This window comes from Oceanobacillus sp. J11TS1 (assembly GCF_018333215.1).
GTDB lineage: Bacteria > Bacillota > Bacilli > Bacillales > Amphibacillaceae > Oceanobacillus.
Genome location: NZ_BORO01000010.1, coordinates 42,623 through 60,582, shown reverse-complemented (window position 1 = coordinate 60,582; position 17,960 = coordinate 42,623). Strand labels below are relative to the sequence as shown.

At 34.2% G+C, this 17,960-nt stretch carries 10 protein-coding genes; 2 read left to right on the top strand and 8 right to left on the bottom strand.

Annotation, left to right across the window (positions count from 1 at the left end; translation table 11 throughout):
* The first annotated feature begins 472 nt into the window (after positions 1-472).
* Positions 473-1,192, top strand: a complete 720-nt coding sequence (locus tag KI343_RS09945) for a GntR family transcriptional regulator (protein ID WP_212926272.1) — start codon at positions 473-475, stop codon at positions 1,190-1,192.
* 325 nt (positions 1,193-1,517) lie between these two features.
* Here the strand turns inward: KI343_RS09945 and tagH are convergent, their stop codons facing one another.
* The gene (tagH, locus tag KI343_RS09940; RefSeq protein ID WP_212926271.1) at positions 1,518-3,137 is read right to left on the bottom strand and encodes a teichoic acids export ABC transporter ATP-binding subunit TagH; all 1,620 of its coding nucleotides are present in this window, start codon (positions 3,135-3,137) and stop codon (positions 1,518-1,520) included.
* Between the two features lie 18 nt (positions 3,138-3,155).
* Positions 3,156-3,959: an ABC transporter permease gene (locus KI343_RS09935; RefSeq protein WP_212926270.1), complete on the bottom strand. Its 804-nt coding sequence runs from the start codon at positions 3,957-3,959 to the stop codon at positions 3,156-3,158.
* 306 nt (positions 3,960-4,265) lie between these two features.
* Here KI343_RS09935 and KI343_RS09930 point away from each other — a divergent pair, with 306 nt between their 5' ends.
* Entirely contained in the window at positions 4,266-5,744 is a 1,479-nt protein-coding gene (locus KI343_RS09930) for an APC family permease (protein ID WP_212926269.1), read from the top strand.
* A 69-nt stretch (positions 5,745-5,813) separates the two neighbouring features.
* Here the strand turns inward: KI343_RS09930 and KI343_RS09925 are convergent, their stop codons facing one another.
* From KI343_RS09925 to KI343_RS09900, 6 genes are all read right to left on the bottom strand, one after another.
* A complete protein-coding gene (locus KI343_RS09925; protein WP_212926268.1) occupies positions 5,814-7,541 on the bottom strand; it encodes a peptidoglycan-binding protein in 1,728 nt (575 codons plus the stop codon).
* Between the two features lie 490 nt (positions 7,542-8,031).
* Positions 8,032-9,660, bottom strand: coding sequence for an acylphosphatase (locus KI343_RS09920; RefSeq protein WP_212926267.1), 1,629 nt, complete (start codon positions 9,658-9,660; stop codon positions 8,032-8,034).
* Between the two features lie 38 nt (positions 9,661-9,698).
* Entirely contained in the window at positions 9,699-11,318 is a 1,620-nt protein-coding gene (locus tag KI343_RS09915; protein ID WP_212926266.1) for an acylphosphatase, read from the bottom strand.
* A 40-nt stretch (positions 11,319-11,358) separates the two neighbouring features.
* Positions 11,359-12,735, bottom strand: a complete 1,377-nt coding sequence (locus KI343_RS09910; protein ID WP_212926265.1) for an ATP-grasp fold amidoligase family protein — start codon at positions 12,733-12,735, stop codon at positions 11,359-11,361.
* A gap of 19 nt (positions 12,736-12,754) precedes the next feature.
* Entirely contained in the window at positions 12,755-15,433 is a 2,679-nt protein-coding gene (locus KI343_RS09905; RefSeq protein ID WP_212926264.1) for a glycosyltransferase, read from the bottom strand.
* Positions 15,430-17,943 carry a glycosyltransferase gene (locus KI343_RS09900; protein WP_212926263.1) on the bottom strand — a complete coding sequence of 838 codons (2,514 nt, stop codon included), beginning with the start codon at positions 17,941-17,943 and terminating at the stop codon, positions 15,430-15,432. The genes KI343_RS09905 and KI343_RS09900 overlap by 4 nt, the downstream gene beginning before the upstream one ends.
* Positions 17,944-17,960 lie beyond the last annotated feature (17 nt).

Below are 17,960 nucleotides of genomic sequence, written 5' to 3'. Positions count from 1 at the left end.
TAGTAGGCTGTAAATTATTTCTCATAAACCCCACTAACATATAAATACCTCACTTTGTTTTTATAACGGTATGCTAGGTATTATATCATATTTTTTGCTTGAAAGCAGGAAAAATTATTCGCTTTTTGTTTGCCCCGGTTCGATTATTACCCTCTATATCTCTACTCTGACATCGTAATTTGATGAATAGGTAATTGTATGTGGTTTTTAGTACTTAGTCAAGACGATTAACCTGATCCTTGAGTGTGTTTCTTTACTTATTGAGAGATGATAGACCGATACAAGAATAAATAAATACCTATTTCGTTCAATAGGCTAGCAAGACATCATATGAAAGATACTAAGCATCGTTATTAAATTGTTCGTAAATATCCTTCAGATTTCTTTTCACATTGTACTTATAGCATCTTCAATCTATTTATGTTAATGTAATAAATAATTAATATTAAAAAAGTAAAGGTGATATCCATAAATGCCATTAGACTATAATAATTCAATTCCTCTATATGTTCAGTTGAAAGAAAGAATTGAAAAAAACATATTAAATGGAAAATACGAAGATAAAATCCCGAGTGAACGTGAAGTGATGGATGAATTTTATGTTAGTCGTAGTACTGTACGGCAGGCTATTAATGAATTAGTAAATGATGGAGTATTAGAAAAACGACCGGGTAAAGGAACTTTTATTTCATTAAAACCGATAAATGATTGGCTAGGTAGTCTGAGCAGCACTTCTGAAACAATTAAAAGAATGGGAATGGAACCAGGTGCAAAATTAATTAAAGCAGAACAAATTACGCTTCCTTCTCATCTCCAAAAAATAATAGGCTCGCCTCATGCATTCCATTTCAAACGAATTCGATTTGCTAATCAAACACCTATTGGAATTGAAAATAATTACTATTCTTTAGAATTAGGTGAAAAGATTAACAAATTTGATTTGAATAATATCACTTTATACGATCTATTAGAATTAAAACTAGGCATTCACACAAAACAAGCTGAACAAAATATCAGAGCAGGAAAGGTATCTAATGAGGATGCTGTATTGTTAAATGTCCCAAGAAATACAGCCATATTAGAAGTAGACCGTAAACTAGTTGATATTAACGATAGATTTGTAGAATTTGAACAAGCATTCTACCGGGCTGATATGTATTCATTTAAAATTAATTTAGCGAGAAATAATTAACGTACCTTTTAAAAGAAGGAGGAACCAGGCAAATACGCTAGTTGCTCCTTTGGTTTTAATTAATAGCCCTATCTACCATTCCCACAATATACTCCTATGTAACTGAGCAATGTGTATATCTGTATGTTGATATAACATTCCAGACTCAACCACTTCCCATTCTCATTTAAAGTAGTGTCCCATCTACATTGAATAGAAAATCTACACCAATATAATCAGCATTAAAAAAAGATGATATTCTTGTAAAAAGCCTCCCTTCATTTCCGGATAAGTTATAAAGTGTCATGAGAAATAAGAATAACCAAATACACTTAAGTGTATTTGGTTATTCTAGCCTTAATTTTATTTCCATCACATGATTTTCTATATCCACAACTAAATCATATTCCGATAAAGCAACATAGAACATACTTTCATCCTTCGAAACAAGGCTAGCTTCGGAATATAACTTATCAATTAAATAATCATCCACATTAATGTTTTCTATAATCATCCTATCAGAAGTTTTATCGGAATTAAATGTAAATACAAGATCATCATATCCGTATTTTAGAAATTGAAATCCGTTTATCTCCCCTTCCTCCGTCAGTCCACCTAATTCAGCTTTAACTATATTATAATCAACACCTAAGTAAGCCAAAAAGAACTCATATGATGTCTCTAGTAATGGCGAGATTACCTGTTTTAAATCGTAAATAGTATAATCCGTAATGACAGGTTCATATTCTTCAAGAGATACGTTCTCTGTTTTCACAAAACCTTCTTGTCCTTTATACTCCACTTTGTAGGCATCCTCTATTTTCTCTAATACCTCAACACCTGTTGCAAAGTTCATAACTGTTATTTTCTCTTCCATTTCTACATCTGAAAATAATTTTGCATTAGGGGAAATTATAGTCCCAATATGATTAATCTCCTTAACTTCTACTTCCGAATCATTTTTTCCTTCTTCTTGCATTCTTCTGTCCTCATTATCATCTAGCAACCTATTATAATAAGCTAGTGGTGATTCATCCATAAACATAAAGAATGCACTAATAACAGTAATTAAGAAAAGAATTGATATTTGTAGGAAGAAGCCAATATTCCTTTTATTATTTCTTATTTGTCTTCTACTTCCTGTTTGATCTATCATTCTTAAATCTTTATCAACTATTGACCGTCTTTTATCTATTTCATGTTTATATTGTTTTTTTTCTACCTTGGATAATTTATTAAACCATTTAACATATGCATTGTAATGATTTATTACTTCAGCTGCGTCCCCAAACTCTTTTATCTCTCCACCATCAAGCCATAATACACGGTCGGAAATGGAGCGTATTTGAGCAGTTGAATGGCTAATAAAGAAAATCGTCTTTTCTTCTGCTTTAAATTCTGCAATTTTTTCCAAACATTTTTTATAAAATGTCTTATCCCCTACAGATAAGGCTTCATCTATAATAAGGATATCCGGATTGATATGAGTAGATATAGCAAACCCTAATCTTGACTTCATCCCACTAGAGTAATTTTTTACTGGTTGATAAACAAAGTCCCCTATTTCTGCAAATTCGATAATTTGAGGCTTTATTCTTTCTATTTCTTTCTTATTCAACCCCAACATTAGACATTTTAATTCAATGTTCTCTAAACCCGTTAACTCTTTTTTAAGACCAGCGTTGATAGCTATTAGTGAAACTTCACCGTTTACTTCCATATTCCCTGATGTTGGTGGATTGACACCTGCCAATAGATTAGATAATGTTGATTTACCAGATCCATTTGTACCAATAACACCAATCGTTTCACCTTTATAAACTTCAAAGGAAATATTATTTAAAGCAAGGAAAGATTTTTTTATTCTTTTTCGTTTTGGGGTAAATATCTCTAGTAGTTTATCCGATTGTTTATTGTACATATGGAAAACTTTTGAGATATTCTCTAATTTTATTTTAGGCTCCATTGCCTTTGCCTCCATCAATTACATGTAGTCCACAAATTTATCTTTAAATTTAATATGAATAAAAGAACCGATTAACAACATGATTATCGTTAGACTCCAAAAATAAATCGTATACGTTAAATCTTCGTAGAACCAAGTTTCCAAGAAAAATATATTCCTAAAACCTTCGATCAGATAATAAAAAGGGTTTAATTTTAGAATGGCAACAAGTTTATCAGGTAAACCATCTGCCACCCAAAATATCGGAGTTAAAAAGAAAAACATCCTCATAAATGAATTAATTGCTGTTTGAATATCCCTAATTAAAATGGATAACGTTGCAAAAAGAAGATTTGCCGCAAACAGGAATATCATTAATGTCATTAAATAATAAGGCAATTGTAACCAATATATATTGGGATAGATATCATTAATTACAAGTATAACGATAACAATTACATACATCACCATAAAATTATAAATATTTTTCACAATAATAACTGAGGGTAAGATACTAAATGGGAATTTCATTTTTGAAACTAAATTTACTTTACTCTGGATACTTTTCGCTCCTTGATTAATAGATGAATTGATAAAAAACCAAGGTACAATACTCACAATTAACCAAATAAAGAATGGAACATCTCCAACAGGATGTCCTCTCCTAATTCCTATACCAAATACAAACCAGTAAGCAGCTACCTGTATAATAGGATTTAAAAACTGCCAAATAGTTCCTAGATAATGCATTTGATATGTACTTTTTATGTCATACTTTGCTAACCGAAAAATCAACCCTAAATTAGCAAATTGCTCTTTAAGAATCTGCAAAACATTGCGCATTATTAACATTTCCTTTTATTTTAGATTTAGCTAGCACAAAAAAGCATACTCATTACATTTTAACATAATTATTATTTAAAAGAATAATACATAAAATGTCAATATTTTCGGTAAGTTTCGGATTAATATACTATATTTCGACTAATCATATTTCTTTTAAGCTAAATTAACTGGTACGGACATCCCAACGTTATTCTTTTCTGTCGATATATATAGTAGAATTATTTAGTAAATTGATTTAAGTATGGCATTTGTTTAAATGACAGCACATAGAGAATTTAATTTTATACATAGAAGGAGAAAAGAATGGAAGAGAGAACTATATTAAAAAAGTCTTTAAAACCACATTGGGTATGGGCATTAGCATTAGGCTCTGCTATTGGATGGGGGGCCTTTGTACAACCTACAACATGGATGTCTAGCGCCGGTCCATTAGGTGTCATTATAGGATTAGGAATTGGCGCTTTATTAATGATGATTATTGCAGTAAGTTATGGATTTCTCATTAAAAGTTTCCCTGTTTCAGGAGGGGCGTTTGCATATGCTTACATAAGTCTAGGAAGAACGCATTCCTTTATCAGTGCTTGGTTTTTAACATTTGGTTATCTTTGTATTGTAGCTTTAAATGCCTCTGCATTTGCATTAATGATTAAATTTATATTCCCAAAATTAATAGAGCATATACACCTCTATCAAATTGCTGGTTGGGACGTGTATTTAACGGAAATCATTATTGCCTCGGTAGCATTAATTATATTTGGCTATTTTAATATTAAGGGTTCTGGTATGTCAGGTAGATTACAATTTATCTTTTGTTTGGTCATGGTAACTAGCATTGTAGTCATTACTACGGGAATTGGTTTCAAACCAGGTACAGGAATAACCAGTATACAACCATTGTTCCCGACAGAAACCCCTGCATTTGCAGCAATTATATCTATTCTAGCCATTGCGCCTTGGGCATATGTAGGATTTGATACTATACCACAAACAGCGGAGGAATTTAATTTTTCTTCTAAAAAGGCATTTAGCTTAATTATATATGCAATATTTTTTGCATTTGTATTGTATGCATTAATGATTATGGCAACATCAATGGCTCACCCTTGGCAAGATTTAGTTGCGGCTAATCACCTCTGGGGAACTGGCGTAGCCATTCAGGAAGTTTTAGGTTCAGTGGGATTAATTATTTTAGTTACTGCATTGACCATGGGTATATTTACTGGTTTGATTGGATTCATTCTCTCATCCAGTCGATTACTATTTGCTATGTCTAGAGCTAAAATACTGCCTGCGTCATTTTCAAAGGTACATCCTAAATACAAAACACCTTACATTAGTATTATTTTCGTAGTGTTAGTTGCTATGCTTGCTCCATGGTTTGGTAGACAAGCTTTAACCTGGGTAGTGGATATGTCATCAGTAGGGGTAACCATTGCTTACTTTTACACCTGTTTCACAGCCTTTACATTGTTTAAATGGAAAAAGGATAAAACTTTTATAGCAGGAAAAAATGTCGTTTCCCCATTTAAAAAAATAGTAGCTGCTACTGGGGCAATAATAAGTTTAGTATTTTTGGCACTACTATTAGTTCCAGGTTCACCTGCATATCTAAGTATTCAATCTAGAATTGCTTTAGCTGTGTGGATCTTAATAGGATTAACCTTTTACTTTATTAAGCGGAAAGAATTTAATAAGATTCCCGAAAAGGAATTAAATTACTTAATTCTTGGCGAAGAAGAAATTGTGGCTAAAAATCAGGATAAAGAGTACTTTGTATCATAGTAAATTCCCATTATTAACAAAAAAGTGTCACCAGCAGTATAGCTACTGGTGACACTTTTTTGTTACATTTTAACTCCGTTTATATTTTACCTCTGGTTGATCTTTATAAACTGGTATATCTAAATATAAATGGTAGGAATCCAATTCTTGATATAAATTATAAATTGGGGAGACCTGTTTGGAAGCCCAATCAATATCTTTAGATACAACTCCTCCTAGTTCTCCAGATTCAGACATAGTTTTTGGCTGCCATCGCATGTCATAAAACGTATTATAACTTCCTAAAAATTTATCTTTAACCAGTTCAGCACCGCCAATAATCGCCTTTTGCGGGGTATCCCAATTTTCTTCAAAAGCCTTCTTCGCACTTTCATCTATATTATGAATAAGATTATCATTCATTCCCAATATATTATATACTACTTTCACCGTCTCATCTGTTACACCTGGTTCAACTCGTTTTTTACCATTAACCTCTGCTTTAACAAAAGTAATTTCACCCTTATTATTAACTGGAATGCCTTTTGCTAAGATAGAAGAACCGTTATTTGTTTCTATTAAAGCTAATGAAACTAAGAATAATTCATTTACATTACTACTAACTCCAGCTTCAATGAATGCCGTTCCCAAATCCATCAAGTTACCTTTATCATCAAGGAACTTATTGAGCACATCTTGACCTACCACCTGGGCTTTGGACAAGTTTAGAAATTGGAATTTTTGTTTTTTGTCATTTATAAAAGTGATTGGATTAAGATAGACTGCTACATCCGTCTTCTCAGCATTTTTGCTAAATGACTTCACAGAATCGCTTATTTGCGGATACGCGTTCATTTGTAACTCTAATGCTTCATCTAACGTCACCGGGTATTGAATATACGATACTTTCTCGTTAAAATTGATAGCTTCCCTTATCTTAGATAGAGTAACTTTATCTGCAATACCACTTTCAGGTAAATCATAATCCCTCTGGAACCTCTTTACTTCCTTTTCAGTAGCTTTACCAAATTTATTTGTGTTTTTTACATATCCATATCCTAACGTAAAAAGGGTCTCTTTCAATATAATGGTATCTTTATGCCGCTTCCCTATTTGAAGTGGGCTATTCAATATATCATTAATTTCATTTAATGTTTCATAATTTGCTTGACCTGTTACAGGTAAACCATAAAAACTTTGAAATTCCTTTACCCTTTTTTCTAAAAAAGAACCATAGGAATCAGAAACCTTTATCCCTTTAAATCCTAAACGATTTAAATTTCGCTTTAATTCCGCAATTACTTCATGTTCATTTCCCGGTTTGTAGATATCTGATAAAGTTTCATCAATTTTGGCGATAGTTAAATCATCTAGAATTCCGTTAACTGGTAAATTATAATCCTTTTGGAATTTTTTCACCTGTCTATCTGTAACCTCACCAAAATAATTTGTTACCTTAATGTTACCATAACCTATCCAGTTCAATTTTTGCTTCAAGGGAATAAGTTTGTCATGACTCTTATGAAGTTGATATGGACTATTCAACAACTCTTCTATTTTATCAAGTGTTGGGAGATCAGCAACCCCAGTCACTTCTAATCCATAGTAACTTTGAAACATTTTTACTTTCTGTTCCGTAAAGTCACCAAAAACTAAGTCTACTTTTAAATTTCCAAATCCTAATCTATTAAGGTTACTTTTTAGTTCTTTCACATTATCGTGTTTAATGCCCTTATATAGGATAATAGATTCAGTTGAATTATCGATTGTATCAACAACCCCTACCTCTTCCTTTTCTAATACCTTTGTGTCTGCCAAAACCTATACTCCCCTTTTTGTTGCTTCTAATTATAATAAATCCAGTATTCAAGTTTTTTACGAATCTTTGACTTATAACTTAGAAGCTATTTTATTACTAAGAAACATAGTTTTCGCTCTCACTTATCTTACTAAACTTTTTATTTATAGTAAATCCACCTTTTTTAGTAGTAAAATCCCTTCAAATCATAACCAATAGGAGAATGAATATAACTACCTCCGACCTACTCTTACACTACTTTTTGTGCTGTTCCATATGTGATAAATTCTCATCTAATTCCTATGTAAATGCCATATTCTCCTTGCACTAATCACTCTGAATAGGATTATAAGGGATATTTACCCCAATTTCGACTTCTATATCTTCAGCTATATATCCAAAGCTCAGGATGTGCCCGAAAGAATGTACACATGCCTCACACAATTAATAAGCCTAGTCATATAACTAGGCTTATCCCTTATAATAACTCATTTTCTATGAACTTAGCCTTTATTTTTTCTTAACCAAACTGCCCACTCTCCTAATCGGCACAGTAAACCTCCATGAACTACTCGCGACAATTTTTCTATTTTCCTTTTCTATTCTTTCCATCTGTTTCATTTTTTGCTTGAGTTCTTTCTCCATGGATTTCAAAGTGACGGACACAGAATTCAAATTAGATACATTAATCGCTTCACTTACTTCGAAACCAACTTTCACGGGACGATTCCAGTTTTTTTCTATTATCTGACTAACCGTTGCATTTGGACTACCCTTAATGATTTCTTTGAATTTATCAACGTCATTCTTATTAGTTCCAGCAATAAGAATTTCTATATCATTATTACCTAGTTTCTTTATATGTCCATGTAGGTTATTATCTAATGCTTGGTTTTTTAACCAGTTATGATAGCTCTGTCTTAGAACTTTACCAGAAACAATATATTTTTTGGCATACATATCACCCTTTGGATAGGGTTTTACTTCCACTTCGATTGCTGACCTATTTTCTAAAGGCTCTAGTACAGTTGGTAAATCAAAATAGAATTTGGCTCTAGACGTATCTGTCCCTTTTGTTTCTGGAAAGTAATAATCGATAATAGCAGCTGGTATATTCCGTGATTTTCCTTCTAATGGATATAATGCTCCACCAATTTGCGCCGTAGGATTCAGTTCGATGACTACGGCTATCCCACTATCCTTATTTATAATAATATCAACACCACCGTGATCTAAACCAGGCACTGCTTTAAGGGCTTTTATTGCAACTTGCTTGTACTCATCAGACATTTCATCTGTAACATCAATTGGGTCCCCACCAGAGGAAACATTTGTCTTTTGTCTTAAAAATATTTGTTCACCCTTAGGCGGAACACTTTCAAATGTATATCCGGCTGATTGAATGAAATCAAATATCTCTTTATCAATTTCTATCAAGCAACTATATAGTCTTGCATTCTTTTTTCGCTGTTTATTTTTTAAATGGATGAGCTCTTCAATCGTGTGTTTACCATCACCAATAATATTAGCTGGAACTCTATTATAGGCTGCAATAACTTGATCACCAACAACATAGACACGGTATTCCTTTCCAGATACAAATTGTTCAGCAATAACTTCTGGATATTCTAATTCGTACCGGACATATTGAATTGCCTTTTGTAAATCTTCGTCCGTATTAATATCCGTAACGACACCATTCCCCAAACTCCCATTTGTAGGTTTTAAAACGAGAGGGTAACCTAGTGCTTTACAATATTCGAAAATTTCCTCATCTGTAGCATCTGCTTCAAACCCTTTCCCTTTAGGAACAGGAACGTTTGCTTTCTCAAGCCATATCTTGGTATCATCCTTTTCTGAGCCAATTTCTACAGCTTCATTTGTAACCTTGTCTCCTCTTGAACGGAAAAAGTAATGTGTTTTTGTGTCAGAACTTAGTGAATACAATCTGCCGGGAGGGTTCACTCCAAAGACAGTCATAGTTTTAAAATGCTCTGAATCCTTGGTATACCATTTTAATTTTAATCCTCTACGCCAACCTTCAAGTGCAACAGAATAGGCACATAATCTTGTCTTTTTCGCATGTCTAGTTACTTCATTCGGAAGTTGTGGTAACGTAATTGGCTTATACTTGCCCATCTTTTTATTTCCCCCCTACGTAGTTACATTTTCATTCTTTATTTTTTAATATTTTTTATTAGCCCACCAAGCTGACGAATCGGTTTGGAAACTTTCCAAGATAAGCTATCATGATATTGTTTATTCTTAGATTCGGCTTTTCTTAAAGCGTGTTCTGTAACTTCTAACTCCTGTTGGAAATTTTTTAGTTGTTCTACCTGGGTCTTTAAATCAGCTTTCACTTCGAAGCCAACTTTGACAGGCTCATCCCAAAAACTCTCATGCACTTCTCGAACTTGTCCTCTTTCAGGATCTTCCCAAATAGTATTTTTAAATTCCTCAATCATTTCTTTATCGGTTCCAGCTACGACAATTTCTATATTTCCATTCTCTAGGTTTAAAATGAAACCATGTAAATAATGTTCAAAAGCCTGTTTACGTAATCCACGGTGGAAACCGATATCCTGAACATTTCCGATAACAGTATATTTTTTCGCGTACAGTTTACCCATCTGTGCTGGGGTAACCGTCGTGACATCTGCACTTCTTGAGTTTAAAGGTCTAAGCACATCATGAAAGTCAAAATACGTTTTGGATTTATCATTTGCAATTGATTTGGTTTCCGGAAAATAATAATCAATAATAGCTGCTGGAATATCTCTAGACTTCCCTTTCACAGGATATAAAAGACCCCCGATTTGTGCTGTTGCATTTAATTCAAGTACGACCGCTTCTTTATTTGGCTTGATAATTAAATCAACTGCTCCATGATTTAATCCCTCAACTGCTTGTACTGCTTGTACTGCAACCTTTTTAATTGCTGGTTGTAATTCATCTAGTACATCAACCGGGTCACCACCTAAGGAAATATTACTGTTTTTGCTGAGGAATAGTTGTTCCCCATCTTTCGGTATAGAACCCAAGGTATAATCCAATTGATTTAAAATAGAAGCTACTTCTTCATTGATGATAATTGGACAACTAATAAGCCGGGGATTCGACTTTCTTTCTTTATTTTTTAAGTCAACCAATGCTTTAATGGAATGCTTACCATCCCCAACAATATGAGCTGGAATTCTTTGGATTGCACCTACAACTTTGTCTCCTACAACGTATAAACGGAACTCATCTCCAGGGATATATTCCTCTAATATGACATCACGATATTTTAAGTCATCTCGCACATAATTAATAGCATCCAGTAATTCTTTTCTACTTTTGATATTGGATATAACCCCTCTACCGAAACTACCATCTGCCGGTTTGATTACCACTGGATATCCTACTTTACTTGCATACTGTATAATTGCTTCATTTAGCTCTTCACCATAAAATCTTTTTCCGTTTGGGACACGGATGTTCATTTTAGAAAGTACATCCTTCGTTTTTTCCTTATCTGCACAGACTTCAACCGCTTGGTTTGTTACTTTATCCCCTCTTGTTCGGAAAAAAAAATGACTTCTTTCCTTGGATTCCAGAGAAAAAAGTTTACCCGGTTTATCGACATTCCATGTTTTCATATCTGTGAACTTTTCCGAATCTTTCACATGCCATCTAAGTGTTAAGCCACGTCTCCAACCTTCTAAGGCTACTGTATAAGCATCTAATAAATATCCACGAGCATCTGCAACAATTTCATCAGATAGATGTGGTAGCCATTCTACGTCTTTTTCTTCCATTGGACTTCCTCCTAAGTTTTCCATCAAACCAATATTTAATTTATTTACTAATTAGTTGCTTATATTGTTTAAACTGTTTTCCATTTAATAAATCATTTATTAAACGACCTTCTGCTTCAAGATAGTAATTACCTAATTGTCGGTCGATGTTTCTATCAAATTCATCATAGTTACCAGGCTTAGGTGTAAATTCGCCAAATACTAACCCATTTTCGGACCTTAAGAAGTCTATTCTGATAAAAGGGGAAGGTATTTTCATACTTATTTGTGAAGCAAGCTCTATCTCATCTTTTGAAACACCCTGACCTTTATAGAGGTCTTCATCATATTTGCCTGTACGAAACCTATCACCATTAGCAGTCCACCAGCAATATTTTAATTCTGGATATCTTATTATTTCTAGTATTAATGCAATTTCACCATAAAAACAATAAAACTTTATGTCGCTTGAGAAAAAATCATCTTCATTCGTATGAATAAGTTCTTCCATAAACCATTCATCATGATTTACCCATCCTAAAGCAATATCCTGCTTCATGCTTTCTAACAGCTGTTCCCAGCTTTCCAGCGTCTTTTGTCGCTTCATATCTAATATTCTATTAAAGTCCAGTACTAAGTATACACCACGCGACCCCGCTCCATCTACCGGTTTTATTACAATTTCTTTCTTTCTTTCCATGTCAGAGATCTTAAACGATAATGTTGAAGTCCATGGGCGCTTTACTCCTAATATGTCGATAAATTTGTAGCCATGTTCCTTCTTATCAAGAATCCATTCTGGCAGTAACTCACCGAGCTGTCTTCGTCTGGCTCGTAAATACAAGCTTGCCTGAAAAGAAGGCTTAAGGTCCAATTGAATAGAATCGCTGGCATCACAAGCTCTAATCAACATTTCTGGAACTTGATCAATGGACATCCCTGTTAATAATTTATTGTAGACTAATTTTTTGTAATCTGGCTGTTCAGATTTAAAGAGATTCGCTATATATTTAAATGCTTTTTCATAATATAGGTCATTTTCTTTTTTTTGTCTGATAAGTTCATCTAAGCAGTGAAAAATCTCTCCATTATTTTTTGCCTGCTTCATTTTACTAAAGAATTGAGTATGCTGTTGTTTTTCAACCTGTTCTTTTAAATAAGCTAGTTCGTCCTTGAGTGTTTCAGTGCTAGTTAATAACTCGTACTGATAAACGTCATTTTCATTCGATTTAAAAAGCAGATTATTTAATTTCCTTAATGGTATAGAATATTTCCAAGTGGTACTTTTCTCTATATTCCTTATTTCCTTTTGATGTTTCTTTGTTTCTTGTTCTAGGTGTTTTATTTTAGTTTCTAATTCCATTATTGATTGCAATAACGAACTTTCCTTTTTCAATTCAAGGTCAAATTGATCCTTCTGTTCTTCTGAGTTTTTCATAGAAAATGTCCCTTCCTTTTTAGGTCCCTTCTACTAACTTAGAAACAAAGCAATCCTCTAAACGTCGCGCATGCTTGGCGTATCCAAAATGTTGTTCTATATATTGGAAAGCTCTTGTAACTTGAAGCTGATATATTTTTTCATCCTGCATTAGATAATGAATCTTCTCTATTACCTCATTGGGAGCAGCATATAATGCAGCTTCACCAAATAGTTGTTTATAACTTGGCGGAAGAATAACTGGCACTCCTGTTGCCATTGCTTCAAAAATGACTCGTCCAAAGGCCTCAACCCAATTTGGATGCGTGTAATAGACAAACACATCCAAATTTGCTAAAAAGTCTTTAGGTGGTACTTCTCCAAATTCTTTTACATGCCAATTAGCAGGAAGCGTCCCTAATACTTTTTGAGGCGACTTTGCCCCTCCGAGTATGTGAATTTCATATTCTGGTGAATCCGGATAAATGGTTAATAGTTGTTCTTTATCATTCGGCCACTTCACATATTGATCACGAGAGTGACGACCAATCTTAATCTTATCTGTTCTCTTATAATAGGGTCTCTTCCATTCATTTACATTAATAATATTCATCCAGTCCTCGTTAGCTAACTTAATTGATTGTAAATCTTGTACATGATGTTTTAGTAAAGTTTCCCTTATACGCGGACCTATTGGATACCATGTGCCCGACTTACCTATATACTTTTTCAAATGATTCGCACACCGTTTGATATCATATAATACCTGGCCATTTTTACTATATTCCCTTTTCGGTGGTTGATTGATAATGACGCATACTTTATGTGCGGCAATCTCTGGCAGGTATTTCTGCCATTCTTGTAAAACTGGTGGATGTCTGACAATAAGTACGTCACAAGTTACCTTTTCTCCAAAATTGAGCATCCTGACTTGATCTCCGTCAATCAATTCCCGAACTTTAGGATTCATTTGTTTTTCAGAATGGAAGTCATATCTGGACATTTGTATTAAACCTGTTCGGAGTCCGAGCATTTTTTGTGCCTTTATTTCTTCTATATTAGACATATTAGTACCACCTAGAAGACGAAATTCAGATGCAATAATTACATCAAAATGTTTGTTTTCGGATGTCTCTTTTTCACGAATTGGCCACATCGGTTCTGGTACAGGGAATAAACGTTTTTCTATAGGAAATGGGTAGTATAAATCCTTGGCAACCTTATGATAATGTTGATAACTATCTGCATACTCCTTACGCACACCCATAAAGTATCCATGATATCCAAACACGGAATTCCCAGTAAGCGAGCTATTCGATTGTCTTTGAAAAGAATAAGGTCCATTTTGAAGGTCAACAACCGCAGAATCACCAAATACTTCTTTTAGACGTTTTTTAAATTCCCCATCCGCACCAAACCGAACACAATCCCAGTATCCGAGCTTTTCCATCACAATTTTTCGCCTGAACATTAAAGAGGACATATTAGCAAATGTATATTGGCCAGCTTTACCCCTTCGATAAAAATTAAGGTCCTCTGTAAGGCGTGCTTGTTGTGACGTATTTGCAACAAGCCTTTCATTCTCTAACAGGTGTTTAACCTGGACTTCAATCTTCTCTGCATGTGACCAATCGTCCGCATCGTTTATCGTTACGAAGTCACCCTTGGCAATTTGCAAAGCAATATTACGAGCTACATACGGACCACTATTCATTTCTGTTGTAAGAAGCTGTACTCTGGAATCCTTTCGTACATATTCATTTACTACATTCACTGTGTTATCCGTACTGCAATCATCTACGACTAACACTTCTATATTGCTCCAAGTTTGGGTCAGTATGGAATCCATAGCTGTTTTTATCGTGTATTCAGCGTTATATACAGGAATAATAATGGATACTTTAGGCATCTGAGGCATCTTTTGCGTACATTTTTTTATCGACTTTGTACGTAACGCATCATATAGTGACACGTTGCTATCTAGGTTTAGCTCAATACTTGACATCCTATTTAAACTAAAGGCTTTATTAATCCATGCGATTTTATTCTCTAACCTTGTCTCTAAGTTTGCTGCCGCTAAATATAGATCTACATGCTCCTGTTTCTTTAACATATTAGCTATTACATATTTCCCCTGCTCGGTATCATCTAAGATTTGAAGACATTCAGCTTTCATGATCGCTGCTTTTCTCAGAAAATCTACTCTCTTTTCTTTTTTTGTCGCTAAAGAGAGGTAATGGAGAGCGTTTCTAGCTCCGTCTTTCGTATATTTATTCGCATGCCATAAAGCAAGTTCCCAAGCAGCAAGATTTTTCAGATAACCATTATCTGTTGTACGAAGTATCTGTTCCAAATCCACCAAAGCTTTCTTTCTAAATCCTAATTCATATAGACTGTATTTGACTTTTTTTATTTTAACAGCTGCTTTTTTCCTCTTTATGGACTTGTCGAAAAGCTCTCTTCTGTTTCTTCTTCCGGTAAGATATGCAGCGTTACGCTTGAGAACCCTGCGCAAACTTCTTGCAACATTCGCCGTATTTCCTTGTTTTACTTTTATAAATTGAGTTCTAATTCGGTCTAATCTTTGCTTGGATTGCTTATACTGAATTTCTTTCTGATGAAGTAATTCTTTTTTTTGAAGAATGATAGCTTCCAATTCTGCATTCCGGTTCTTCTTTTTTTCTATTAATTCCTGTATGTTATTATTTCGTTTATTCATTTCCTGAAAACCTCCAACCGAGAGGCATGCACGGTGTAGCCGAACTTGTTTTCAACATATTCCTGGGCTTTCTTTACTTGTGTCTCATAGAAATGTGGTTTTTTTATTAATAGATTCACCTTCTCTTTAACTTCGTGTGGTTCTGCATAAATTGCCGCTTCGTTAAATAAATCCTTATAAACTGGCGGGATAATGACTGGTACCCCAACTGCCATTGCTTCAAAAATCACTCTTCCAAATGCCTCCACCCAGTCTGGATGGGTATAATATACAAAAACATCTAGTTTTTTTAAGAAGTCTTTGGCCTTTAGTTCTCCAAAATCGTATATGCGCCAATTGGATGGAATCTCTCCTAAAACCTTTTTTGCAGACTTCGCACCACCCATTACATATATTTCACATTTATTGGAATCAGGGTAGATTGTCAATAATTCCGTTCTATCATTTGGCCACTTTACATACTGATCACGGGAATGGCGCCCAATAATAGTTTTTTCATTATGGGGTCTGATTTCCCGCTTCCATTCATCCATATTAATGATGTTCACCCAATCCTTTTCAGCTAATTGGATGGATTGTAGTTCTTCTTGGTGATGTTCATTAAGTATTTTTCTAATTCTTGGACCAATCGGATGCCAAATACCTCGATTGCCAAAATACTCACCTAAATGATCCGCACAATGTCTGATATCATATAATCTTTCACCTTTTGTACTATACTCTCTCCTCGGTGGTTGATTGACAATAACATGAACGTTTTTTGCTTTTACTTGCGGTAAATACTTTTGCCATTCTTCTAAAATTGGGGGATGTCTTATAATAAGCAAATCACAAGTGACTTTTTCACCATAGCTGAGCATTTGTACTTGATCTCCATCTATCAACTTTCTTACTTCAGGATTAATTACTTTTACTGAGTTTAAATCATAGCGATTCATCTGAATGAGTCCAGTTCGGAGTCCAAATTTCTTCTGTGCTTTAATTTCTTCTATATTTGACATATTCGTTCCGCCTAACAAGCGAAATTCCGATGCAAGAATAACATCGAAATGGCGAGATTCTTCCGATTTTCCTTTGTTAGGCAGCATTGGTTCTGGCACTGGAAATGGTCGGTGAACTTGAGGAAATTCATATTTATATTTTTCAGTTGTTAAATGAAAATATTCGTGAGCCTCTGCGTATTCTTTACGCGCACCCATAAAATAGCCCGGAAACCCGAAAACGGAATTTCCTGTGAGTGAACTTTCGGATTGTCTTTGAAATGCTAGAGGAGCAGTTTTTAATTGGACCACTGACTTTTCTCCAAATACAAGTTTTACGCGTTTTACAAATTCAGAATCCCCAGCAAAACGAACACTATCCCAAAATCCTAGCTCCTTCATAACAGATTGTCTACGAAACATAAATGATGACATATTTGGAAAAATATAAATCCCCGGTTTTCCTCTACGATAAAATTTCAGCTCTTCTGTTACTCTCGCCTGTTGTGAGAAGTTGCCTATTATATGCGGGTGGCTGATTAAATGTTCTACCTGTATTTTTATTTTTTCTGGATGGGACCAGTCATCTCCATCATTAATAGTCACATATTCGCCCGTAGCAATTTTAAGTGCAATATTGCGCGCTACATAAGCTCCACTATTTACTTCCGTTTGAAGAAGCTTTACCCTTTGATCCTTTTTTACATATTCAGCTACAACTTTTTTTGTATTATCTGTACTGCAATCATCCACTACTAAAACTTCAAGATTGGTCCATGACTGACTTAATATGGATTCCAGTGCTACCGTAATCGTCTTTTCAGCATTATAAACTGGAATAATAACTGTTACTTTGGGCATATTAATTTGTTTAATAAATTCTACTCGATCGAGCTGGGAACGTATTCCATCGTAATATGTTGCGCAGTCACACATAATCTTTATGTTTGCTATTCCATATAAATCGAATATTTTATTCAACCACTCTTCTTTTTTATAAATAGAAGATTCAAGATTTGCAGCAGCAAGATAAAGATCGGCATGCCGATTAGAGGCCAAAGATTTTATAATGACTTCTTTCGCCTCTTTCATATGATTTATTGTTTCAAGATTCTCCGCCTTTAAAATTGCCGCCCTTCTTTTAAGATCCTTATCTTTTGTATTCTTAATTGCTTCTGGTATAAATTCAAGCGACTTTCTTGCAGTCTTTGCACTATATTGATTAGCATAATATACCGCAAGTTCCCATGCTGCTAAACGTTTTAAATACGGATTATCCTCTTGCTGGAACATCTTATGTAAATCTTCTAGTGCTTTCTTAGAGAACCCTAGATTATTTAGGCGGTATTTTATTCTTTCTATTTTCTTTACTTGCGCCTGTTTTTTCCCTGGCTTAATTACCTGTTTAATCGCCTGTTTCTGCTTCTGGGTAAATATGTTAGCAATATTTTCTTTTTGTTTTGTTGTTAAAAATTTATAGAGAAACCAATCAATTATATCTATGACTATTTTCCTTGTTTTACGTAACACTTTTCCACCGCCATACT